The 23055-nt window shown below is 43.3% G+C and carries 20 protein-coding genes; 7 read left to right on the top strand and 13 right to left on the bottom strand.

The window, feature by feature from the left end; genetic code table 11:
- Nucleotides 1–136 precede the first annotated feature (136 nt).
- Genes ACO067_RS06655 through ACO067_RS06640 form a run of 4 tightly spaced genes read right to left on the bottom strand, consistent with a single transcriptional unit; the run spans nucleotide 137 to nucleotide 3078 of the window.
- Entirely contained in the window at nucleotides 137–586 is a 450-nt protein-coding gene (locus ACO067_RS06655; protein ID WP_421872209.1) for a YybH family protein, read from the bottom strand.
- Nucleotides 573–2018, bottom strand: a complete 1446-nt coding sequence (locus ACO067_RS06650) for a glycosyltransferase family 2 protein (protein ID WP_421872206.1) — start codon at nucleotides 2016–2018, stop codon at nucleotides 573–575. The genes ACO067_RS06655 and ACO067_RS06650 overlap by 14 nt, the downstream gene beginning before the upstream one ends.
- The gene (locus ACO067_RS06645; protein WP_421872204.1) at nucleotides 2018–2719 is read right to left on the bottom strand and encodes a hypothetical protein; all 702 of its coding nucleotides are present in this window, start codon (nucleotides 2717–2719) and stop codon (nucleotides 2018–2020) included. The genes ACO067_RS06650 and ACO067_RS06645 overlap by 1 nt, the downstream gene beginning before the upstream one ends.
- Complete coding sequence (locus tag ACO067_RS06640) at nucleotides 2716–3078, bottom strand: response regulator (protein ID WP_421872202.1); 363 nt, start codon at nucleotides 3076–3078, stop codon at nucleotides 2716–2718. The genes ACO067_RS06645 and ACO067_RS06640 overlap by 4 nt, the downstream gene beginning before the upstream one ends.
- A 165-nt stretch (nucleotides 3079–3243) precedes the next feature.
- On the opposite strand from ACO067_RS06640, the gene ACO067_RS06635 reads away from it, so the two are divergent.
- Nucleotides 3244–3993: a hypothetical protein gene (locus ACO067_RS06635; protein ID WP_421872199.1), complete on the top strand. Its 750-nt coding sequence runs from the start codon at nucleotides 3244–3246 to the stop codon at nucleotides 3991–3993.
- Here ACO067_RS06635 and ACO067_RS06630 read toward each other — a convergent pair.
- The 9 genes from ACO067_RS06630 to ACO067_RS06590 all read right to left on the bottom strand — a co-directional run bounded on the left by ACO067_RS06630 (nucleotide 3990) and on the right by ACO067_RS06590 (nucleotide 14819).
- Nucleotides 3990–5258, bottom strand: a complete 1269-nt coding sequence (locus tag ACO067_RS06630; protein WP_421872196.1) for a YaiO family outer membrane beta-barrel protein — start codon at nucleotides 5256–5258, stop codon at nucleotides 3990–3992. The genes ACO067_RS06635 and ACO067_RS06630 overlap by 4 nt on opposite strands.
- A 9-nt stretch (nucleotides 5259–5267) precedes the next feature.
- Nucleotides 5268–7652, bottom strand: a complete 2385-nt coding sequence (locus ACO067_RS06625; protein WP_421872194.1) for a sulfatase-like hydrolase/transferase — start codon at nucleotides 7650–7652, stop codon at nucleotides 5268–5270.
- Between the two features lie 135 nt (nucleotides 7653–7787).
- Nucleotides 7788–8393: a porin family protein gene (locus ACO067_RS06620; protein WP_421872191.1), complete on the bottom strand. Its 606-nt coding sequence runs from the start codon at nucleotides 8391–8393 to the stop codon at nucleotides 7788–7790.
- A 78-nt stretch (nucleotides 8394–8471) separates the two neighbouring features.
- The gene (locus tag ACO067_RS06615) at nucleotides 8472–9368 is read right to left on the bottom strand and encodes a hypothetical protein (protein ID WP_421872188.1); all 897 of its coding nucleotides are present in this window, start codon (nucleotides 9366–9368) and stop codon (nucleotides 8472–8474) included.
- A gap of 12 nt (nucleotides 9369–9380) precedes the next feature.
- Nucleotides 9381–9566 carry a hypothetical protein gene (locus ACO067_RS06610; protein ID WP_421872186.1) on the bottom strand — a complete coding sequence of 62 codons (186 nt, stop codon included), beginning with the start codon at nucleotides 9564–9566 and terminating at the stop codon, nucleotides 9381–9383.
- A 56-nt stretch (nucleotides 9567–9622) separates the two neighbouring features.
- Nucleotides 9623–10192 carry a hypothetical protein gene (locus ACO067_RS06605; RefSeq protein WP_421872184.1) on the bottom strand — a complete coding sequence of 190 codons (570 nt, stop codon included), beginning with the start codon at nucleotides 10190–10192 and terminating at the stop codon, nucleotides 9623–9625.
- A 166-nt stretch (nucleotides 10193–10358) separates the two neighbouring features.
- Nucleotides 10359–11717, bottom strand: a complete 1359-nt coding sequence (locus ACO067_RS06600; protein ID WP_421872181.1) for a sigma-54-dependent transcriptional regulator — start codon at nucleotides 11715–11717, stop codon at nucleotides 10359–10361.
- A 62-nt stretch (nucleotides 11718–11779) separates the two neighbouring features.
- Nucleotides 11780–14278, bottom strand: coding sequence for an ATP-binding protein (locus ACO067_RS06595; protein WP_421872179.1), 2499 nt, complete (start codon nucleotides 14276–14278; stop codon nucleotides 11780–11782).
- Between the two features lie 16 nt (nucleotides 14279–14294).
- Nucleotides 14295–14819 (bottom strand): DUF4142 domain-containing protein, encoded by a 525-nt coding sequence (locus tag ACO067_RS06590; RefSeq protein WP_421872176.1) that lies wholly within the window; start codon nucleotides 14817–14819, stop codon nucleotides 14295–14297.
- A gap of 142 nt (nucleotides 14820–14961) precedes the next feature.
- On the opposite strand from ACO067_RS06590, the gene ACO067_RS06585 reads away from it, so the two are divergent.
- The 6 genes from ACO067_RS06585 to ACO067_RS06560 all read left to right on the top strand — a co-directional run bounded on the left by ACO067_RS06585 (nucleotide 14962) and on the right by ACO067_RS06560 (nucleotide 23054).
- A complete protein-coding gene (locus tag ACO067_RS06585) occupies nucleotides 14962–16392 on the top strand; it encodes an SLC13 family permease (RefSeq protein ID WP_421872173.1) in 1431 nt (476 codons plus the stop codon).
- An 88-nt stretch (nucleotides 16393–16480) separates the two neighbouring features.
- Nucleotides 16481–18142, top strand: a complete 1662-nt coding sequence (locus tag ACO067_RS06580; RefSeq protein WP_421872171.1) for a PAS domain-containing sensor histidine kinase — start codon at nucleotides 16481–16483, stop codon at nucleotides 18140–18142.
- 222 nt (nucleotides 18143–18364) lie between these two features.
- Nucleotides 18365–18553 carry a hypothetical protein gene (locus ACO067_RS06575; RefSeq protein WP_421872169.1) on the top strand — a complete coding sequence of 63 codons (189 nt, stop codon included), beginning with the start codon at nucleotides 18365–18367 and terminating at the stop codon, nucleotides 18551–18553.
- 183 nt (nucleotides 18554–18736) lie between these two features.
- A complete protein-coding gene (locus ACO067_RS06570) occupies nucleotides 18737–19099 on the top strand; it encodes a hypothetical protein (RefSeq protein WP_421872167.1) in 363 nt (120 codons plus the stop codon).
- 50 nt (nucleotides 19100–19149) lie between these two features.
- Nucleotides 19150–21018 (top strand): ATP-binding protein, encoded by a 1869-nt coding sequence (locus ACO067_RS06565; RefSeq protein WP_421872164.1) that lies wholly within the window; start codon nucleotides 19150–19152, stop codon nucleotides 21016–21018.
- 131 nt (nucleotides 21019–21149) lie between these two features.
- Entirely contained in the window at nucleotides 21150–23054 is a 1905-nt protein-coding gene (locus tag ACO067_RS06560; RefSeq protein ID WP_421872161.1) for a tetratricopeptide repeat-containing sensor histidine kinase, read from the top strand.
- Nucleotide 23055: the final 1 nt, after the last annotated feature.

The raw sequence follows: 23055 nt of genomic DNA, 5'->3' as shown, positions 1-23055 counted from the left end.
AATTCATCATAAGCTATTTCAGTGAAAGTGACTCTTGTCATAAATAGTAAATCCTAATCATCAAACTATCTTGCTTGTTTTTACTACGAAAAATGGAATGCTGTGGTGGAAGTTTTTAGAAATTTTAACAGCCACACTATCTGTAGGAGGTAGGCTTCATGTGACCGTCTTGAGTCAAATGAGTTTCAGCTCCCGGTACAATATCCGTGTTGTGAGCAGAGACCGCTTTCCAGCCTCCATCAGGTTGCTTCATGATCACAAAGGAGAAGAGCGTCCTCCTATCTTCGGCATGCCTTCCTTCCTGACTTGTCTGACCCATCAGGTGCATTCTAGCATGCACGAGTGCTATGTGGTCTGATAGCATTCTGGTTGTGGTTCTGGTTACCTTGAGTGTGGATTCTGGGAAAATCACTCTCAGACCATATTCATGTGCTTTGTAGATGTCCTGTCGATTATGCCACCAAAGGCCTACCACATTGACAAATTCGGCATCCTCTACGAATAAATTGGAGATACCCGAAGCATCTTTTTGGTTCCAGTAAGCAGCGAATTGGTTGGCGATATCTTCAGGTCTACTTGTTTCCATTGATCTTTGCTTTATTGAAACCTACACGCTCCTGTGTGCCCCAGGTTTTCTTTTTTCTGATAAACTTATCGATGTTGCCCTGAATGGCAGCCCATACAGTAATGGGGTGATAGACGATTGGCTCTAACAGCGCCACGAAAAGCAGTCTGAGTAAGTAGCGGGTTCGGTCATACTCTCTAAAGGTGGTTTCCTCCATCAGGATGGCCATCCAGCTATACATCACGGAGAAACTGTATACCAGAATAAGTAGCAGCCAGAAATGATCCCAATTGACCCAGCCTACATAGGCCAGTATACCAAAATAGATAAGTCCGGTAAATTCAATAATGGGGGCAAGCCACTCATAGAAGAACCAAAATGGGTAAGACAGCATGCCCAGTACTCCATATTTTGGATTGAAAAACATGTCCTTGTGAGCACGGAGGGTTTCAATGGTGCCTCGGGTCCATCGGTTTCGTTGCTTGATCAGGATTTTCCGGGACTCGGGTGCCTCCGTCCAGCAGAGGGGGTCAGGGATGTATTCTACTCGGTACTTTTGTTTGCGCTGATGCATGATCTTTCGCATACGCACCACCAGCTCCATATCTTCTCCCACCGTTTTGGTGTCGTACCCACCAGCCTCCACCACCAGTTCGCGATCAAACAGTCCAAAAGCTCCTGAGATGATGAGGAGTCCATTTAGTCTGCTCCAGGCCATCCTGCCTAGCAAAAAGGCTCGTATATACTCTACCGTTTGGAATAGGGGCAACATTTTATGGGGCAATCGGACTTTTAGTATCCGTCCATGAGCTACTATGCAGTCATTAGCAATTCTTACCACACCACCTGTAGCAATCATTTTCTCATCTACACTTTCCAGGAATGGCTTCACCATCTTTAGTAGTGCATCATCTTCAATGACACAGTCCACATCTACACAGGCAATTAGCGGGGATGAAGAAATGTTGATTCCAGCATTTAAGGCGTCAGATTTTCCTCCGTTTTCTTTATCCAATACGATCAGTTTTTTGAATGCCGGATCTTTGGAGCGATAAATATTTTTGATAGGCTGATGAGGTAGATCACTGCAAATCCGCTCTTGTGATGGTACTAGATCATAGGCAGTGATCATTTGCTCTATACTATCATCTTTACTGCCATCATTGATGATGATGATCTCATAGTTGTTGTAGTGGAGGGATAGTAACGATCGGATATTTTCTACTATGGACATTCCTTCATTAAACGCCGGCGCCAAAATCGAGATTTTCGGAGCTAGAGGAGACCTGAGGATATCATCGTAGTATACCGTCTTGTTTTTACGAAGGTATTTGCGGATGATGAGTACCGAGTTAAATGCTAAGAACACATAAGCCAGCATGATGGACAGGGTATAGATATAGATCCCATAGTTCAAGAAGCTGGTTATTTCCTGGTAAATCGCCTGTTGCATCAGTGGATCAGTGAGTGTTTTTCCAGGTGCGATGCAAGAGAACGCATCGAATCACTTGGAGAAAGTTTAAGACGTTCGAGTTCTGCTTTGCTCAGCTTCACTGGGTTTCGGTTTAAAATGGCGATAATACTTAATGAGGTCCAATCTGACATTTCAGTGGGTAATTTGGCTATATCATCTAGTGCTTTCGATTTCTTCAATTCTACTAGGGCTACCTTAGCAGTTCTGCGTACATCCTGATTTTGATGATATAGCAGTGGTACTATGAGGTCAGAGGCTTTCTTATACCCCATGGTAGATAGCTCCACTATTCCCTCCATTTTTTTGTGCCACCTGCTGCTTCTCAGTTTGGCGAGGCTCAGGTTATACAGCGACAGGTCATTGTAGAGTTCAATAGCTCGGTGAGAACATACGCCGCTAAAGTTGTCATATAAGTCTGCCACTTCTTCCAGCAGGATTTGCTTTCGCTCTCTGGTTTTAGTCAGTTTGATGATTCGTTTTTTGATCTTTTCAGTCTCCGATTCCCGGTTGGTATTGACATAGCTGGCTAGCAACGTCTGAAACAAACCTCGTAAGTTGTTTTTCCACCGCTTGTCGATCACATGATTAGCACGGGTATACAGGATGATGAGCAAGAATATGACTGCCAGAATGGCTATCAGGCTAATCACGTTGAGGATAAATGCATCATCAAAAATCATGACTGTACTATTTTCTTCGAAGCATTTTTGACGCGAACTACCAGTTCATGAGGGCTGAATGGTTTGTCTATGAAGTCTATAGCTCCTAGCTCGAAAGCTTCCAGGATTTTATTCTCCAGGTCTGCATCGCTGATGATAATGATTGGAATGTTGTTTTCTACCGAATGCCGTATGAGTTCGAACCCATTTTTGTAAGGCAACAGCTCTTCGGATACCACAAAGTCGACTGATTTATTCTGTATCAGGGTTAGCGCCTCCAGACCATTGTCCACCACAGTTAATTCCACATCCTCCTGCCTGAGTCGTTCAGTCAGGACTTTTTGCATTAGCTTGTTTGGTTCGGCCAATAGGAGCTTCATCTGTTTTAATGGAATATTCTGCATTAATAATAAAAATTATTGTAGTGTTTGAGTAATAATAATCGACTAATCTTCGAGATATACGTTTCAAAAGAATCAGTTAGATGACTTATGCTTATAAGAAGTGTTCTTTATGTTTTTCTTATGACCTCTGGAGGCTTAGTTATGGGGCAATATCGCGGTGTTTATATCAATGATTTCAGTCGAATACTCAATGATGAGCATGCACTACAGTCGATGATTCAATGGGTCGATAAGGAAGAGTTTTCGCATGTAAGCCTCTATGATCTCCATCAAATATTGCCTAGCCCAGTCGCTACCCGACGGCTTCAAGAGGTGATCAGTCGCTTCCACCAACATCAAATCAAAGTGGTTGGTGTTTTCGGAGGTAGAGAGACGTTTGAAACTTATTTTGATGCCTTCCAACTGCAAGCTGGTGAGGACGGGTTGGATGCGGTCAACATGGAGTACGAATGGTGGGTAGGTCGTGATCATTTTGAAAAGTTTGAATTGGAGGTAGGCCCACTTTCAAGGGTTGATGTGCCATTGGAAACATACATCGGTTGGTTGAGTAAGGGTCGTAAAAAGCGTCTCGCACAGGCGGAGCGATTAATAGAGCTGAGTGATTTGATTACCATTCATGCTTACCAGAAGGAGCCAGCTGCCGCCTACGTGCGTGATCGGTTGAAAGGTCTTCAGCGGGCAGCAGAGCATCTGGATACATCAGTGGACATTGCATTTATATACAGTATGGAGGCTGAGTTTTCGGGGCCTTTGTCATCAAAGCATTCATATGATCAGATCCATCAGCAATTGCTCGCCGAACTGAACCAGTCCAAATATCCTAACCTGCGGATCGTTGGATGGAAGGTGTTCTGCTATACGGAAGCGATTCATTATAGACCTTTGCGTTAAAAGCGATAAGTCAGATTACCCACCAGGCTGTATATCCACATATAGTTGCCTAAATCATATGAGAGCTCCTGATGAACCACATCAAAGTCCGCTGAAGCTACCAGGTTGTATCTGATTAGTTTTTGAAAGGTGATTCCTCCCCGTTGCGACCTTAATGTGAAGAGCTGATCATTGGCAAACCCACTGGCAGATTGTATAGTACGGATATCTGGTGAAAAACCAAATCCACCAAGTAATCCAATGTAGGTGTCGGCAGATTCAAAGTATTTGCGAACATTTCCCACCAACGAAAATGAAGTGCCAGCACGCTTATCAGGTGTTATGAATGGTCGTAAGGAAAACCACATGCTCTTGTAATACCACCCCACCGAACCCGTATAGATAGTCACTTTGGAGTCTGATGAAAAGATGAGATGCCTGAGTCCTAAAGATGTTTCAAAGCTTTTGGGCAGTGACTTGAACAGTTCAGCTCCAATTCGGTGTTCCGGGAATAGTGCGCTTTTGGAATAGCCATAATTCAAGTAGGCATAAAGGCCATTGGCTATTGTGGGGTACAAGTCGATTTCACCTTGCAGACCATTGGTTTCAAATCTACGGGCAAAATTGACGCGTGCAATGGAGGTGCCCCAGCTATTTCTTCTGCTGAGTTGCAAGGAGGAGTAGAAGGTGTATTGATTACTGGAACGATCGAAATAATCCCCACCAATGCGATAGTTGATAGCATATAGTTGCTTGGCCACTTTGATGCTTTCCAACAGATCTTTGGCTCTTTGACTGGCTGGGTTGAGTTCTAAAAGATGATTGGTCGTATGTATGGCATCAGCATATGCCTCCAGGTTTTTTTGGATTACTGCCTTTTTGTAAAGAAAGTCATCAAAATTGGGATGTATTTTCAGTGAACGGTCTGCAACTATCAGGGCTTCCGCATAGTTCTCATCCCACATCAGTACGTCAATCAGCGCATTGAGTGCATCCTTATACTCTGGTTCTTTTTCCAATACCTTTTGAAATTCCTGCTTGGCTTCCTTCCGTTTGCCATCCCAGGCGTAGGTTCTTCCCAGAAGAATACGTACATCAGCATAATCTGGGCTTTTTTCTAATATGAAAAATAGTTTCTCCCGAGCTGCTTCACGCTTACCATCAAAAGCTTCTTCTCTAGCCAGAGCAAAGAGCTCATCAGACCCGAGACGCTTCCAGTCCTGCGCATATACCGCAGAGTGACAGAAGGTGTAGACTAGAACAAGAATTAAATGAATCCTTTTCATTTGAAATACTTACAGGTTTTCGATTCGTCGTTTTAGTTGATGGGCCATTTCATGATCAGGCTGATTCTTGATGACTTCATCTAGTAGCTCCGTTGCCTCCTGAAGACTGCCGCGCTCCAGATAGCTACGAGCTACACGTACTTTTAATTCGAAGCTATTCGGGTTTCTTTTCAAACCTTCCATGGCTTTGTTTAAGGCCAGATCGGAGTTTTGATTCCAATAGGCCACATCTGAGTAAGCAATGTAGGCATCTTCATAGTTTTCCGCCCTTCTCAACACTTCATCCAGTACCAATTTAGCACTATCGTATTGATTGTTCCAGCCATAGGTACGACCAAGTAGCACTCGAAGGTCATGAAAATTCGGGCTGTTGCGTAGGCCATACCGGCATATGAGGCGGCTGATAGCAAACTGATGATCTATTGCCAACGCACGAGCTTTGTTGTAAAGTGAGTCCGGTGTGGTGTTTAGGAGATTCATGCCAGTTAGTGTGGCTAGCTCTCCTGGAGATAAAGTAGTCTGCCGTTTCATGATGGCTAGGCTGTCAGGCAGAAGTTGGTTTGTGCTAAGTACATCGTGCGACATAGAGACGAAATTTCTAAGCTTTTGTTGTAACTTTTTTTTCAGCTCAGAATCCTCGTTTTTATCTAAGGACATATCCTCTCTGATGGTATATAAGGAGCCATCACTCAATAAATTGATTCCCATAATGTACTCTGCTGTTTCATTTTTACTACGCATGAGCGCAAGGTCCAGATTACTGTCGAATGATGGTTTAGTCATAAGGGGAGTAGAGATAAAGCTGACGTAATCGCTTACTGGCAACTGGTAAGTAGCCGATAGCCAGTTGATAAGTGTGGGGGTGACTTGTGAGTGCGTAACCAGATTATTGAACTGAAGTGGTTTTTTCGTTAATGGCGAATAGATCAACAACGGTACCCGAAAGCGATCCAGGCGCCTCTCAGCAGGTATTGGAATGAGCCGGTGATCTCCGGTAATAATAAAGAGCGTGTTCTGAAACTGAGGTTTTTTAGACATGGACTTGATGAACTGGCGTAAGGCATCATCCGTGTATGCCAGACATTCAAATACCTGGTGATACTCCTCATAAATAGTAGGCGATTTGGATTTTGCTAACTCATCAATAGCAGCCGAAAACCGATCATCTACGGGGACGAAAGGCTCATGAGTAGTTAGCGTCATGAAAAATGAAAAGGAAGGTGATGGAATCGCGCTTAATTTCTTAAGCCCATTTTCGAAGAGATCTGCGTCTCCATATCCCCAGGAAAAACCTTCGGTATTACCGGGCATTTTGTTAAGACCCTCTGGAAAGGAACTTTCACCAAACAGGTTATCAATCGACTGGGCCTCTAAGAATACATCCTGTTTGTCGAAATTTGGATTGCCACCATAAAAGTAGGAAGTGGAATAGCTATTGGCCTTGAGCCAACTCCAGAGTGAAATATGAGTGGGGTAGTCTGGTCCGTAATCCATAAAACCAGTCTGTCCATAAGGTAATGAACCTGTGAGAGTAGGCAACACACCAAAGGTTCTACCGGTATTGCTAAGGCAGTTGGGCCAATATAGCGACTGAGTGATCAAAGAGTCCAGAAACGGAGTTGCGCCACCATAAGCGGCATCAGGCCCAACAAAATCGGCACCTAATCCTTCAACAGCTACAAATACAATGTTCGGCAGATCCTTTTTGGGGCTGAGAAGATCAGCTAAAGGGTTGCTCGTGTCTCGGGGATGTAAGAAAGGATAGTTTCCATAATCTCTTACTGGCGTGGTTTTGTCAAAAAAGTAATCGAAACTTTTTGTCCAAAAAAAGGCTGATGGTGAATAGACCTTGTAATACTGTGATTCGGAATAATTGGTTGCTTTGGGCTGAGGAAGTAAATAAGCTAAGGGAATGAAGATGAGAGTGAAGCTCCACTTAGGACTGGTAGAGACGGTCATGCCCCGATGGCCTAACCATATGGCTAATGTAGCACTCATAACTAATGCCAAGAGTCCGCCAATTTTCAGATCAGATGACGAGCCAGCGGTGCTGAGAATATCTGATAGCGAATACCCAAATAAATCCGCACCCAGAGGAATACCCGTTGTGGTCAGGTAGGAGAGCAGCATAAAGTGAATCAAACCCATCAGCAGTATAAATGCCAGAAATACCCATTGTGCTGCCTTTTTACTGAGGGTAATAACAGTGGCGGAAATGAGTAAAAACCAACAGCAAGATCTTAGAAAGAACAGGCTAGAACTGTATACCCCTGTGAGTATTTCAGTAGTATTGACTGTGAAGTACAGCAGGCTAAAAACCAGCTGCAGGCAGATCATCATCATTATCCCAATGATTGTCAGCCTGCCAAACCCTTTGAGAGCGTCAGTGAGCATATCGAAATTTACATAGATACGATGATAGTGAAAAAGAAGATTTCTGACTAAAACAAAAAAAAGCCCTGATAAAAATTTATCAGAGCCTTCTGGCCTTGCGGCAGATCTATGATTGATTTTGAATTAGATTCTAAATCAGAAATCAAATCCTACATAAAGTTGTAGAGCTGAGTTTTTGGAGTTTTCAGTTGCTTCTCCTGCTACACCTTCTTGACCGATCTCCTGAAAACCATAGTTGTATCGGAGACCAAGGATCCCTGAAGGGAAGTCAAAGCCAACTCCGGCTGCTACACCTGTGTCTAGCGTATTGAAGTCATCTCTGTCCAGTTCTTCCACGTCGTTGATGTTTCCGTCATCATCCACGTCCTTCACATTCGCACCCACCAGGAAGCCCAAGTATGGACCTGCATGGAGGTTGATCGGACCGAGTTTGACTACAGCTAGTACGGGTACTTCCAGATAGTTCAGGTTAAAACGATATTTACCCTCACCCAGGAAATTGTCATATTGAATTTCAGAACCCTTCTGTGTGAAAAGGAACTCCGGCTGTATGGCAAAGTTGTCAGTGATGTCATTGCGATAGTAAAAACCAGCATTGAATCCGATTTTCATGTTTTCGTCATCCACATCATCCACATATAGATTCGTGAAATTTGCACCGCCTTTGATACCCGCTTTTTGGGCTATTGCCATTGATCCTAAGGTACAAAGTACTGTAAGTATTACGATTTTGAGTTTCATATGGTAATAGTTTAAAAGTGAAAAAAAATAGAAAGCGGAGCTCTCAAAGGAGCTTACCGCTCTCTGCTGGTTATGGTCCTAGCTTTTAACAGAAATCACTAGGTACTTGGAGATTTTCCAGAATTTAGCTGGATTAGTAACCTCCAGGTATTTTACTTTTCCTTCTTCATTGACCAGCTTGTAGCTGTCAGAAGGGTGTTCAGTGACGATTTCCATTTTGTCGCTATCCACGTAAAATTTCTTCGTATTCTGAATGTCCACTTCTGTGAATTTCGTTTGAGCTGCGTCCTCTTGCAATTCTGTGGTTCTACCGATCCACAAGAATCCACCTTCTTTGGTGATGAGGCCTTCATCTCGCAGTTTTTTCTCTGTGTCTACAGCAAAGTAGGCCGTATTGAGATGATCTTCTCTCTTGATCAACTCCTGATTCTGAACCTCGATGGTCTCAGTTTGGAGCTGTACTCTTGTCACCAGAGAATTTACCTCTGTGTTTAGCTCTGCAATCTGCGTATCCTTCAGCTCCAGCTCTTCTTGTAGCCTAGCGATGGCCGTCTCACGAGTAGCAAGGTCCGCTTTCATATTCTGAACGCGTTTTTTGAATGCATTCAATTCAAAATTTGAGTTTTCCAGTTGACTGGAAAGAGATGCTACTTTGCTGTTGGCATCATTGATCAGTGAATTGATACGCTTTAGATCATCCACCATTTGATCCTTTTCATTTGATGAAAAGTCTCCGCTACTATTATTGACTACCAGGTTTTCTTGTTTCTTGATGTCATCAATTTGCGCTTCCACATCCGCCATCACATTCATGATGTTGTTAAATGCAGAATCTCTTTCCTGAAGCTTATATTCTAGGCTGTCTGCTTGAGCCTGAAGTCTTTCTCTTTCTTGTTTGTCACATGAGGACAATCCGAGCACTGCTACCATCCCGATGGCTGCCGCACTCAACAGTGATTTATTGTTCGTTTTCATAACTGTGCTGATTTATAGTTCAAATACTCGTTTGATTTGCTTTCTATCCACCATGTTGTGAATTTTCACATGAGGGATAAATGTTGATGTCAATCGTTTTGGTAGGTTCTTGCGACTACTCGCTCGGTATTTTTTAAGTGAGAAAGTCAGGATAAAAACCAATCCTATGATGATGTAACTAATTGCTAGAGCTTCCATGAGTTTTTCTTTTTTGTGAAGTTTTGATTAGCTCAAGCTGGTTGATATTGGCTCGTTTAAAATGCCACTTTTACACCCAGACCAGGGTCTACAGCCAGATAGGCATCACCTCTGGTGGTTACTTCCAGAAATGGCTTTACATCCAAACTCACCGCGATAGGCACCTCGTTAATTTTGTACTCAATTCCGAAGATACCGTCCACCCCGATTCCAAAATCTCCTTCAGTTCTATTGTATGGGCGATAATTTTCTTCATAGTCCCAGTTAGTGGTAGTAGCCAGGTGACCACCGAAACCATAGTACCAGTTGAGACCTGGCTGGTCGAAAGCATTCACGTAGTTTTCTAATAGAAGGGTGAATGACAGTGCATCCGGATACAATCCGATGATCCCTTCTATGGCTCTGTCCGAACGGGTGAAATGTTTGATGGTAAGTCCTGAGGTACCCAAACCTCTAATACCCACTGCGGTATTGTATTTGTATGAGTTCACTGACAGTCCGTTGAATGGATTGTGAGCAAGTTTCCCATGTTGGGTATCTTTTTCATCCCCATTTCCTGAGGCCAAAACACTGCTCGTACTGATAATCAGGGCAGCTGTAAGCGATAATAGTGTTTTATGATTCATGACTTAGTTTCTTTTTGCTAAGACATGTTGCCAAACTCATACCAGATCAATAAAAATATGTAACTACCTGATAATCAGTTATTAGGAAATGAGGATTTATTGAAGATCCTCCCATTTTGAGAAAGTGATTCTCAAAAAAGGAGGAGCGAGTGAGGTTTTTTTGATATCAGGAAGCCTGTTCTTCTTCGCGCTTGAGCATGCGATAAATCGTGGACTGCCCGATATCCAGCAATTGGGCTACCTTCTTGATGTCATCGTCATGGTTTTTTAGGTACGTCTTCACAATGCGCAGCTCATAGTCTCTCATGGTCATTTGCTCATCAAACAAGTCAGTAACCGGATCTGATTGTGTAAATGAAACATCCTCGGCAGCTATCTCTTCCTTGTCCGCCATCACTGCGGCGAGTTCTACTATGGATTTTAACTCGCGGATATTGCCTGGAAACTGATACGACATGAGTTTCTTCAGTGCTTCCTTAGAGAATGTCTTTGGTGACATATTATTGTCCGCACAGAAGTTCTCTGCGAAGTGTTTGGCAAGGATCACTATGTCTTTGTCTCGTTCTCTAAGAGGAGGCAGCTCAATAGGCAATCCAAACAAGCGATAATAGAGGTCTTCCCGGAACTTACCGTTTTTCATTTCATCCAGTAGGTTCCGGTGGGTAGCAGCAATGATGCGACAGTCTACTTTTACGGATTCAGTACCTCCCACTCTGATAATCTCGCGTTCTTGAAGTGCTCTCAATAGTTTGGCTTGGAGCTCAGGTGCCATCTCTCCTATCTCGTCCAGAAACAGCGTGCCTCCATGTGCCTGCTCAAATTTCCCCGCATGTCTATTGGCAGCACCAGTAAATGCACCTTTTTCATGGCCAAAGAGTTCGCTTTCGGCAAGCTCTTTCGGGATGGCGCTCATGTTTACCGCTACGAATGGTTTTTTGGAGCGGCTGGAGTTGTAATGAATGGATTTGGCCACCATTTCTTTACCTGTGCCCGTTTCGCCAGTTACTATCACTGAGATGTTATTGTTGGTAGCTTTTTCCATCATTTGAAATACCTTTTTCATAGGAGCACTATGCCCAATGATGGACGACTGAAAGTCATATTTTTTTTCTACCTCAGACTGCAGGTTCTGTATTTGCGTTTTTAGCGATCTGTTTTTTCGGATGTGCTGCACTACATTGAGGAGCCGATCCCGGATGTCTTCTGTTTTGGTGATATAGTCATATGCACCAGCCTTTAATAGCTTGACAGCTGTCTCTATTTCGTTTTGCTCTGAAATGATCAGCACCTCGATAGCAGGGTCATAGGATTTGATCTCCTTCAGTAGCTCTTCTCCATTCTTGTCTGGTAGTTTGTAGTCGAGCGTGACCACATCCGGCTTGTTTTTTAATGCTTTGAGAAAACTCTCACCTGAATTAAATATTTCCACACGGTAATCCGGATTTAGAGTCAGGTTGTGCTGGAGTAGTTTTCGGTACCAATCATCGTCTTCTACGACGTAGATAGTGAAAGGATTGTCACTCATAGAATAGCTTAGCTTAAAAAAATATTATGTTATAAACACTAAAGTCGTCATTCTGTTCCGAATTACTTCACAGTCTCTTCATTTTCGAGGTAGGAGGTGAGTTGTGTAATAACTTTGTCTAATTCTTTCTCAGTATTGGTAATGATAGACTGATCAGGGACAACGTTTGCATCAGCCATCTTCTCCATTGCTTTCAGCAGTTTGACCAGGGCTTCAGCTTTCAAATGACGAGCAGGAGCCACTATTTTATGCGCGCTATTAGCCACGGTAGCCAGATCATTAGCTGCAAGTGATTGCTCGAGGATGGACCACTCCTTGGTTGCACTGTCTATGAATGTTTGCACCATGTCTATGACAAAGCTTCTATCACCCATTCGCTCCAAAGAGGAGAGATTAATGTCTGATGTTGGGCCTTGTGTAGACGAGGTATCAGTGGCGGCTGATGGTGTGGATTTGGAAATCAATGTGAATAGCTCTCCTTCATCAAATGGTTTTCTCAAGATATGGTTGAATCCACTTTGCTCGGTTCTCTTTTTATCAATTTGTGCTACGGTGGCAGTGAGTGCAATGAACGGTTGTTCTTTATTGGGTCCGTCAGATTCCCTCACACTTTTAACTACCTCCCAGCCAGACATTTTTGGCATTTTCAGGTCCATCAGGATGATGTCGTAGGGATTCTGCTGTAGCAGACTCATCGCTGCTGCTCCGTCACTGGCTGTGTCATATGTGGCGCGGTGTTTGTCCAGCAGGGTAGTGAGCAGCTTGACGTTAAATGGTTCGTCATCAGCAATCAAAATGTGTTTCCCTGATAAGTCTTCAGTGTATTCGTAGGACTTTTTCTCAATTGGTGGATTGTTGGAAATCTCGTAGGGCAGATTGACTGTAACAGTAGTCCCCTTACCTTCTGTACTTTCCAGTTTGATGCGGCCGTGATGTAGCTGTACCAGTCGCTTGGTGATGGCTAGTCCGAGACCTGTTCCTTTGGAGAAAGAGCTCTGGTCTGATTGTTCAAACTCCTGAAACAGACGATGCTGGTTGTCTTTTGGGATACCCTTTCCCGTATCGATCACTTGAATGGTCACCTGGGCTTTATCTTTTTTTGCTTTACAGACAACTTTCAGCTCTACATGGCCAGTATCGGTGTATTTGATGCTGTTATTGAGCAGGTTGATTAAGATTTGCTTGAGCCGATAGGGGTCACCATTTATATATTCTGGGAGCTGATAATAAGTCTGTCGCAATTCCAGTCCTTTCTCTTTAGCGGGCTCATTTAGCAATTTGCAGGTGTCCTCCAACAGCTCCTTTAGATTAAAAGGTTTCTTTTCCAGCTGTAGTTTGAGAGCCTGAAGTTTTGAGAAGTCTAGAATGTCGTTGAGTAGTTTAAGCAGATGGTCGGATGATTTGTTGATGATCTCCATTTGCTCGCGCTGGTTGGTGTCGAGATCAGACTTCATCAGCACTTTGCTAAATCCCGAGATAGCATTCATTGGTGTGCGAATTTCATGACTCATGTTGGCAAAAAATCGCTCTTTGGCTTTTGCCAGTGTTTCTGCCGCGTCTTTAGACCGCTTGAGTAGTTGCTGGTATTTTTTGTTTTTCTGAACGTAACTGAAAATGATGATAATGGTCGTCAAGAGCAAGAGAAACGTCAGAGAAGAAAAAATGACTATTTGCTGATTGGTACGGCTGGCCAGTTCTTTAGCCTCCAGCGAGTTAATTTCCATCTTCATGGTTTCTCTGGACTCTAACCTTCCTATCAGGTCCATGATGGTTTGTTGTACATCATCGTGCTCGTTTTGTAAGATGAGTTCTTGTGCTTTGCGGGCGGCAGATTGCTGGGCATTCGTTTGCTGAATCTCCGATAGGGCTTCTTTGAGTCGGTTTTGATATTGCTCGGTTTGAGCCAGGTAGATGCTGTCGGTATTGACCGCTTTGTCTGTAATAATGGTAGTTTGCTCGGTGATCGGTTTTTTCTTGAATAGCTTTTTGAAAAAGCCTTTTTCTTCAGGTGCCGTTTCTGTCTTGGTGATGGTGTCCTTTTTGTCTTTGAGACTATCAGGAATCTTGATTGCTGCGATCTCATCTATCTGGCTTACCAAAGGGTTTAGGTTGGGTTCTTGATCCTTCTGAGATAGTTGCAATATGTCGTTGAGCAGCTCTGTTTTTCTGTTGACTAACCGGGCAAGTGAATCGTTTAGTGCTATCAATTCCCGGTCTTTGGGGTTTCGTCGATTGAGTGAGTCAAGAGTGGATCGTACTTTTTCTACACTCAGGTCATATTCCTGGAGGTAATATGAATTGCCAGTAAGCTGGTAAGACTCTACCTTATTTTCCATTGCACTGATGGAAATCATCACCTCTTTATACAAAATGAGATTGTCGTTGGGACTGGAATCATTCTCCAGGCCTGAAACAATCTCATTGAGGTTCTTGTAAGTGATGTATCCAATGCCTGTCACCGACAGGGTGAGCAGGATGAGTAAAAACCCAATGAAGTTGGCAATGTGTCTACGTTTCAAGTGTGCTCTGATTTGTGACACAAAGTTAACGATCAACTTCATAGGATGTTTTAACGGTCTAGCTTATCGATTGATTCTTTTCTTTCAAGTCTTCAAGAGCTTCTTTCACTCGATCGGCTAGATTTCGAATGCGCTCGTTGTGACCTTCATCCTGATATTTTTTTACCCGCAGATCCAGTTCTTTTATCTCGGAGTTGATGTAGCGCAAGTACACGTCATCAAAATTATCGTCAGAGACGCTCTCGAGTTTTTGCAAGATTTTGTCGCTTTCCTCGCTCAGTGCTGATGCGAGCTTTATACGATGAATGGTCGCTTCTATACCATAGAAAGTCTGCAGATCATCCATGCTCGTTTCCATTTGCTCAGCGATCTGAAAGGTGGATTTCAGTGTGGCATCTTTTTGCGCCAACTCCGATAAATCAATTAACAATTGGATTTTGTCATTGGTCTCAACCAGGAAAACTGCATTTTCTTCCTGCCATCCATCGAAACGCTGTTCGTTCGTGTTCATGGCATTGTAATAGCTCTTGGATTGACAAGCTGTAAACAAGATGGGTAGTAAAAGTAGTAATAGCTTTTTCATGATTTTAGGATTTGTCTCAGAAGATGCTAATAGCGTTCCAAACCCCCAGAAAGCTGTTTTTTTGATTATTGGGTGTAAAATTCAATTCATTTTGAAACTACCGTTCTCATTTTGATAATGCGTAATTGTTAGATTTAAGGTCATGAGTTCATCAAATCGCACTTCTGCTCTGAGTCTCTGGCTGGGGCCAGTTGCATTCCTATTGCTTTTGATCTGGCGGCCATTCCCGACACTATCAGATGAGGCATTTATGGTTCTGGCCAGTACGGTTTGGGTGGCCGTATGGTGGGTAACCGAAGCAGTTCCGATTCCCATCACCTCGTTATTGCCCATCGTACTTTTCCCAGTCACTGGAGCACTGTCTATTGCTCAGACTACTTCCGCCTATGGGCACAAAATGGTCTTTCTATATGTAGGTGGATTCATACTAGCCACAGCTATCGAAAAATGGGACTTACATCGGCGTATAGCACTTAATGTGATTAAGTGGGTAGGAGTGAGCCAGCGTGGTATTGTGTTGGGTTTCATGTTGGCTACAGGTTTTTTGAGTATGTGGATTAGCAATACAGCCACCAGCGTGATGATGTTGCCCATTGGTATGGCCATAGTGGTTCAGTTGAAATCAACGTTCAGCAATCTTGGACAGAGTTTTGGAAAGGCCCTCATGCTAGGTGTAGCGTATTCAGCTTCGATTGGAGGCATTTCTACACTAATAGGTACACCACCCAATTTGGTACTGGCTGGTGTGGTGGAGCAGTACTTTGGTCAGGAGTTGATCTTTTCTGAGTGGTTTGTGTTGGTATTCCCAATATCGCTCACATTGCTGTTGCTCACCTGGGTGTATTTGACCAATGTTGCTTACAAGATTTCCTCATTGAAGGAATCCAATAGGGAAGAGATCGATCGTCAATTGAAGGAGTTGGGTGAGATCACTTCAGAAGAAAAGAGAGTTTTGATCATCTTCGGTATTACTGCGTTTTTGTGGATATTCAGGTCATTGCTTTTCACGGACATCTTGCCAGGTCTGGATGACACGGTCATAGCCATATTGGCAGCCATCAGTTTGTTTCTGGTCCGAAGTAAGAAAGAGAAGCACCTGATGACCTGGGATGTGGCCGTGAAGATACCCTGGGGGATTGTTTTGCTCTTTGGAGGCGGACTGGCCATAGCAGAGGGGTTTAAAACCTCAGGGCTTGCAGACTGGCTGGGCAGTCAGCTGGCTGTTTTAGAAGGAAGTAGCACTTTCGTTATTCTCGGCGGAATTGTCACCAGTGTCAATTTCATGACGGAGATTACTTCTAATGTAGCTACCACATCCATGATATTGCCGGTCATTGCTCCACTGGCAGAGGCCATTGGTGTGAATCCACTGCTGCTGATGACAGGAGCTACCCTGGCGGCTAGCTGTGCTTTTATGCTGCCAGTAGCTACCCCACCCAATGCGGTGGTCTTTGGCTCTGGATACCTGAGCATGCGAGATATGATTCGCACCGGTTTCGTTCTCAACTTGATTTCTATTTTGGTGATTACCTGTTACTTGTATTGGGTGTTGCCTCTATTTGGTATTAGGTAGGCAGCATTTTTTTTAATAAAAATTGTTAGTTTACAGTAAGATCACGAATAGCTAGGGAAATAGCATACTCACATTAAATGTGATCTGAATGGGTGCCATCAACCAAATCATCAACCTGGGAACCAATGATGCACCCAAAGGAGAAGCGAGACTAACCAGAGTGGTAAATAAGATCAACCTACTCACTATTGGATTGTCAGTAGTGTTGGCAGTTATTAATGTTTCGTCTGGTCTTTGGGTACAATCGTTGAGTAATCTTCTTTGCATTCTATTGATTTTCATTCCTGTGTATATTCTCAATTACAGGAATCGTCAGTGGATTGCCAGGGTACTATTTGTCATAGGCCTTACGATAAGTGTAACAGGTATATCGATTTTCAATGTCCTCAATGGACGTCAGGTCAATACGGAGATTATCATATTTGCCGTTTCTTCTTTTATTATCATTGTTTTTGACGGTCGGACGAAGGTCAGTCTTTACCTCTTCACTTCATTGTGTTTATTCCAGATCGAGTACCTGAAGGGTGTTTACCTTCTTGGTGGACTCTCTACCGATAACTTTATTTTTTCATTGATCAACTACTCGGTAGCGCTAATTGCTGTCTTTTACTTCTCGCAGATCTTCAAAGAAGAGCTAAGCAGAGCGGCAAATAAAGCTAATAGACTCAATGAAGAGCTGGAGCGCTCTCGGTTAATACTTTCCTCACTAATAGACAACACGCCTTTGTTTCTAGCAATGCTGGACGCGCGAGGTTGCTACGTTACGGTAAACAAAAAGTATGAGGACGCTTTTGGTTTGAGTAAGCAGGGTTTTGTAGGGAAACACTACGCTGAGATCTTAAGTCCTGAGATGGCGCAGTTTCATGAACCATTGATTGATCGCTGCCTGGGGGGAGAGTATTTGGACTTTTACCAGGAATTACCAGAAAAAACAAACCTCTATAGTCATTCATATGGCAAATACTTTCCAGTATTTGATGATAAGGGGAATGTGCAATTCATTACTGTGTTTGTAACGGACATCACTCAGTTAAAAAAAGCCGAGCATCAGCTCAAAGAGCTCAACAAAGCCAAGGACAAACTATTCTCAGTGCTGGCACACGATATTATTAGTCCGATTAATCTACTGAAGAGTACGCTGCATCTGAGTGAACATGAGCAATCCATCGATGAGGGGGATATTCGGTCTTTTCTAAAACGAGCCAAAGGACATTTACTTGTGCTCAGCCATATGATGGAGAACTTGTTAAGGTGGGGTAAGACCCAGTTTCATGGATGGAAGAGCGAGCCGGAGGAGGTTAGTCTGGTGCCACTGATTCAGAACATCCTTCATCTATACAAGGATCATTCATCACGCAAGCAACTGCAGGTGTTGTTTGATTCAGGTACTGAGTGTGATGTAACCGCAGATAAGGGACATCTGGAGCTGATCGTTAGAAATCTCATTGTCAATGCGTTTAAGTTCAGTGAGATCAAATCAGATGTGAAAATAGAGGTGGAGTCCATTCAAGAGGGCCTGGAGATCCGAGTGACAGACAAAGGGTGTGGCATTGACGAGCAACTGCTGCAAAGAATACAGGAAGGCAGTGCTGTGGAGTCTGAGATAGGCACTGACGGAGAGAGTGGTACGGGGTTGGGATTGCAAATGTGCTTTGAAGTGGCTCAGCAAGAAGGTTGGTCTTTGACAGCCTCAAGTGGGACTAAATCGGGTACCACCTTTTCGCTATTAATTCCCGAAACAAGCATTTGACTAATTGACTCCCTTCCAGCTGTTTATTGGGCTATTTTCCATTAATAGTACTATCAATTGCTTGTATAGTGCAAAAAATAAGTAATTATTTGGCTGATTTTACCCCTCCAATCCTGAATATTCCCAATCATTCCAAATTATTCCTGTTGGCTGTGGATTTGTTTTTCTAAATGATCTTATTGACAATATTTGTATTGCCCAACAAAGAAAAAGCATATGATTATGACAGCTACCAACCAGACTGAAACAAGAGAAGAATTTGATGGATTTGACGCAGAAGAACTGGCGATGCTAGATGCTACCCTGTCAAAGATCAAAGGACATGTAGATCGGAACATTGAGGGATCCAACGACCCGCAGGAAATTTCCAGACTACTTAGCATGAGATACTATATCAACCAATCTTATTAATAGACTGTACAAAACATTAGCAACCAATGTGAAAAGGCCTGTCGATCTTCGGCAGGTCTTTTTTTGTGGTTGGTCCGGTTAGTTGATGGTTTGACCGAAAGTGATTTGACCAAACTATATCATTTGATATATTAGGGTCTGATTACTAAATAGTTTTTTTTAACCGCCAAACCAACTTAACCAATGGCAAGAAAAGTAAAATTGAACCTGACTGTATCTGGAGGAGATCTCTGGTGGAGTGCAGACGGAGGAGTTAACTGGGCAGTAGTAGGCCCTAAGTCACCTGTTACTGTCGTCAAGAAGGATTTTGAAGTACAATGGATCTGCGATGATAGCACCATCGATGATATCGAGATCATCCTGGACAGTGGTGATGTGCTGGAGCCTCCATCTGGTAGCCGTAAGGAAATAACCTGCAAAGTAAACCAGAAGTGCAAAGACAAAGACGTGTCCAAATACACCATCTCTGTCAATGGAGGGAAATTTAAGATAGATCCAGAAGTGAAAGTTTGTAATCCACCATGTCCTCCGGGAGTTGGGGGATAAGCCCATAAATATTTCATTAAATTAGCGACACTTAACCGGTCGCTTTTTTTATGCAGAAGTATTTTTTATTCCTCCTTGCAGTCCTCTGCCATGGGCAGGTCCTCTTTGGGCAGGTCTATGATTTGGACAGTCTGAAATCCCTTGATCTACAGCGCATGGAAGTCGCCGATCAGCTGGAGACTTACAATCAGATTATTCGGATGTCCATCAATGATGAAGATTCCACTATCAAGTATGCTACTTTGATGATGGAATTGGCCAAAGAGCAGCATCTGAATGATTACGCTAAAGCACTTACCTATTTAGGTCAGACTCACTTGGATCAAGGCGAGTACCAGGTTGCTCTGCAATATATGTTAGAGGCCCTGGAAATTTCCGATCATTTACCCGAATCCAATCAGGCTTTCATTTATTCGATTATTGGAAAGTTATATGGTCGAATTGAAGAGGTGCAAAATATGAGCAAATACTATTTGCAGTCTGCACAAATGTATTTTGTCATTGGAGACTCAACTGGTGTTGCTATTAATTACAATAATCTGGCCGATGGTTTATATAAATTCGGGAGATACGATTCTGCACTTCATTACTATTCCCTGGCCAAGGCTCTCTGTGAGCCTTTAGGATATGATGTTTTTTACAAAATGATCGAGGGCAGTGAAGGAATAGTTTATGCCACACTAGGTCAGGATGAACTAGCCGAATCGCGTCTGTTGTCTGCAATAGAGGCAGTAAAAGGTACTGCACAGACCATCCCATATATTACTTACAAACAAGAATTGGCTGATCTCTACCTGAAGCAAGGTCGGTTGCCTGAAGCTGAGACACACCTCATAGAGTGCTATCAGCTCAGTGAAGAAAACGGTCTCAAGGAGCAACTACGAGACGCCAGCGAATCGATGAGTCTACTTTATGAGGAAAAGGGAAATTTTCAGTCTTCCTTGAATTACTATAAACGGTATCAGACCTTCAAAGACAGCATTGAAAATCTGGAAACAGTCAAAACCATGGCTAACATGCGCAAGGAGTATGAAGTGGGGCAAAAACAAGCAGAGGTAGACCTGCTTACTGCCGAAAAACGTAACCAGCGCCTCGTTTTATTGGGCGTTTCATTATTTGCTTTGGTGTTTGTGGTGCTGGCATTTATCATCTACCGCTTTTATCAGTCAAAGGCTCGGATCAATGCCGAGCTGGAGCGCCTCAATCAGACCAAGGACAAGTTCTTTTCTATTATCTCGCATGACCTGCGCGGACCGGTAAGCTCATTTATGGGCATTAGTCGGATGATCAAATACATGGTGCAAGCCAAACAAACTGATCAGTTACTTGAGATAGCCGATGACATTGACGAGTCGGTAGATCGGTTGTCAGCCTTACTGGATAACCTACTCAATTGGGCCATGCAGCAGCAGGGTCATTTCCCCAACGTTCCAGAAAAGGTCAACCTGGAAGAACTCTCGGAAGATCTGGTACGAACCCTTCATACCATGGCCAAGGGCAAGCAAATCAATCTTTACCATGAAATGTCGGCAACTATCCACCTGTGGGTAGATCGCAACACCACCATGACTATTTTGAGAAACCTGGTCAATAATGCCCTGAAGTTTACCCCTGAAGGTGGCAAGGTGTTGATCTCCGCCAAAGAAAGTCGGGGAATGGCTGAAATCCGCGTGTCTGATACTGGTGTGGGTATTCCACAGGAAAAACTAGATAAACTTTTCCAGTTGGAGGACAAAAAGAGCACTTATGGTACTTTGGGAGAGAAAGGCCTTGGTCTTGGTCTACAATTGGTTTATGAGTTTATCGAACTGAATTCGGGTGAAATTGATGTGGAGAGTGAAGAAGGGAAAGGCACCACTTTCGTGGTTCGGTTACCTCTGTATGAGTTGTCAGAGGAAAATATTCCTACAGAACCCTGATTTGTGACATTCCTGATTGTGCGCTAAGAAGCTTTTTGGGTATTTAGGCTATTCCACCACTCAATTATTTTAGCTTTATTAACTTTGGTGTAAATGCCTGACTATCAGGTTTGCGTGATTAAATAAGTCACATGACATCCAGCTGCTTAAAATTATTAATCTTCACCTCTTTATTAGGTGCGTTCTATTCTGGTTCTTCTCAGGATCAGTTGGTGGCGGATAGTCTTATTGCTGTTTATGAAAATCTGGAAGAGCCAGATACCTCTAGATTTGAGTTGCTACGGCTCATAGCCAATAATCAGAACGACCCCAGACTAAAACTAGAATACGCCAGCAAGCTAATAGAAGAAGCTAAGCGTATAAAAAGCCTGTATTATTTACATCATGGTTATCTCAATGAGGGACAGGCCTATCGGTTGGTAGGTGATTTTGACATTGCGATTTATAGTCTGTTCAAAGCACTGGCGATTGCTGAAGAAGACCGGAACCCTCAGGGCATTGCTTCGGCCAATACTGCGCTTGCTGATGTGCACAGCATATTAGGCAACCACAACAACTCGATCATCTACTATCAGGAAGCTATGAAATGGCTGTCGGAGGAAGATAGTAGCTTATTGGCAGTCATCCTGCTGAATATGGGTGATGAATACTACTTATCAGCCATGTATGATTCCGCTCTGGTTAGTTTTGAGAAGTCTATGGCCATATATCAGACCCTGGGCAGTGATCCATCAGGACTGGCTTATAACCTGGGAAATATTGGACTGGTGCAGGCTGAACTTGGTAATCTGCAGGAGGCCGAGCGTAAAGTGACAGAAGCTATTAGCTCACTAGAGCAGCTCGGAGATCACTATGGTAGTGCCATTTTCTTAAGCTATATGGCAGAGATCTACAAGCAGAAAGGCTTGCTCAAGAATGCCAAGGTGTTGGCTGACTCTAGTATGAGCATTTCAAAACGTTATGGGCTGAAAGCTGAAATTCGTGACAACTCACTGCGGCTTGCAGATATATATGCTATGAGTTCTGATTATGAACGAGCCTATAAATACCACCAGCAGTATGTAGAGATTAAGGACAGTATCTCCAACGACGAGATACTCAATCAGATAGAAAATCTGGAGAGTGCTTTCGAATTGGCTAAAAAACAATCAGAAGTAGATCTGCTCACGGCCCGTCAAAAAAATCAGCAGACGATTATCATCACCACCATCATCATAGCTGTGATTCTTACCATTTTGGCTATTGTGGTGCTGATGTACTATCGATCCAAGGCTCGGACCAATGCAGTATTGGAGGAGCAAAAGCGGAAACTGGAAGCCCTGAACAAAACCAAGGATAAGTTTTTTTCCATTATCTCTCATGACCTGCGCGGACCGATCAATTCATTTCACGGTGTTAGCAACCTGATCAAGTTTTTTGTAGATGCCAAAGACATGGATCAGCTTTTGGAGGTGGCTGATGATGTAGATCAGTCAGTAGATCGGCTCACCAATTTATTGGACAATCTACTCAACTGGGCTATGCAGCAGCAGGGGCATTTCCCGAATGTGCCCGAAAAAATTCACCTGAATGAAATGGCTTGTGAGCTGGTAGATACATTGGAAAACATGGCACGAGGCAAGCACATTGAGCTGGACTATCGTATAGACGAGGAAATCTATCTGTGGGCAGATAGAAATACTACGATGACGATCCTCAGAAATCTGGTAAATAATGGACTCAAGTTTACCATGTCAGGAGGCAAAGTGGGTATCACAGCTGCGCCAGACGGTGACTATGCAGCTATCAAAATCTACGATACGGGACTGGGCATGCCGAAAGATAAGTTGAAACTGCTTGGACACATGCGGGATGTGAAAAGCTCGTATGGTACAGCTGGTGAGAGAGGTTTAGGTTTGGGATTGCAGCTCGTATATGAATTTGTGGAGATGAACAATGGACGAGTGGAAGTGGAAAGCAAAGAAGGAATCGGGACCACTTTTACCGTTTACCTTCCACTTTTTGATCACATTGCCGAGCAGGTAGTTACTCCTTAGC

Origin of the sequence: Marinoscillum sp. (assembly GCF_965229915.1) — a bacterium.
GTDB lineage: Bacteria > Bacteroidota > Bacteroidia > Cytophagales > Cyclobacteriaceae > Marinoscillum.
Note: the sequence above shows the minus strand (reverse complement) of the source record. Positions and strands in the feature narration are given on the sequence as shown.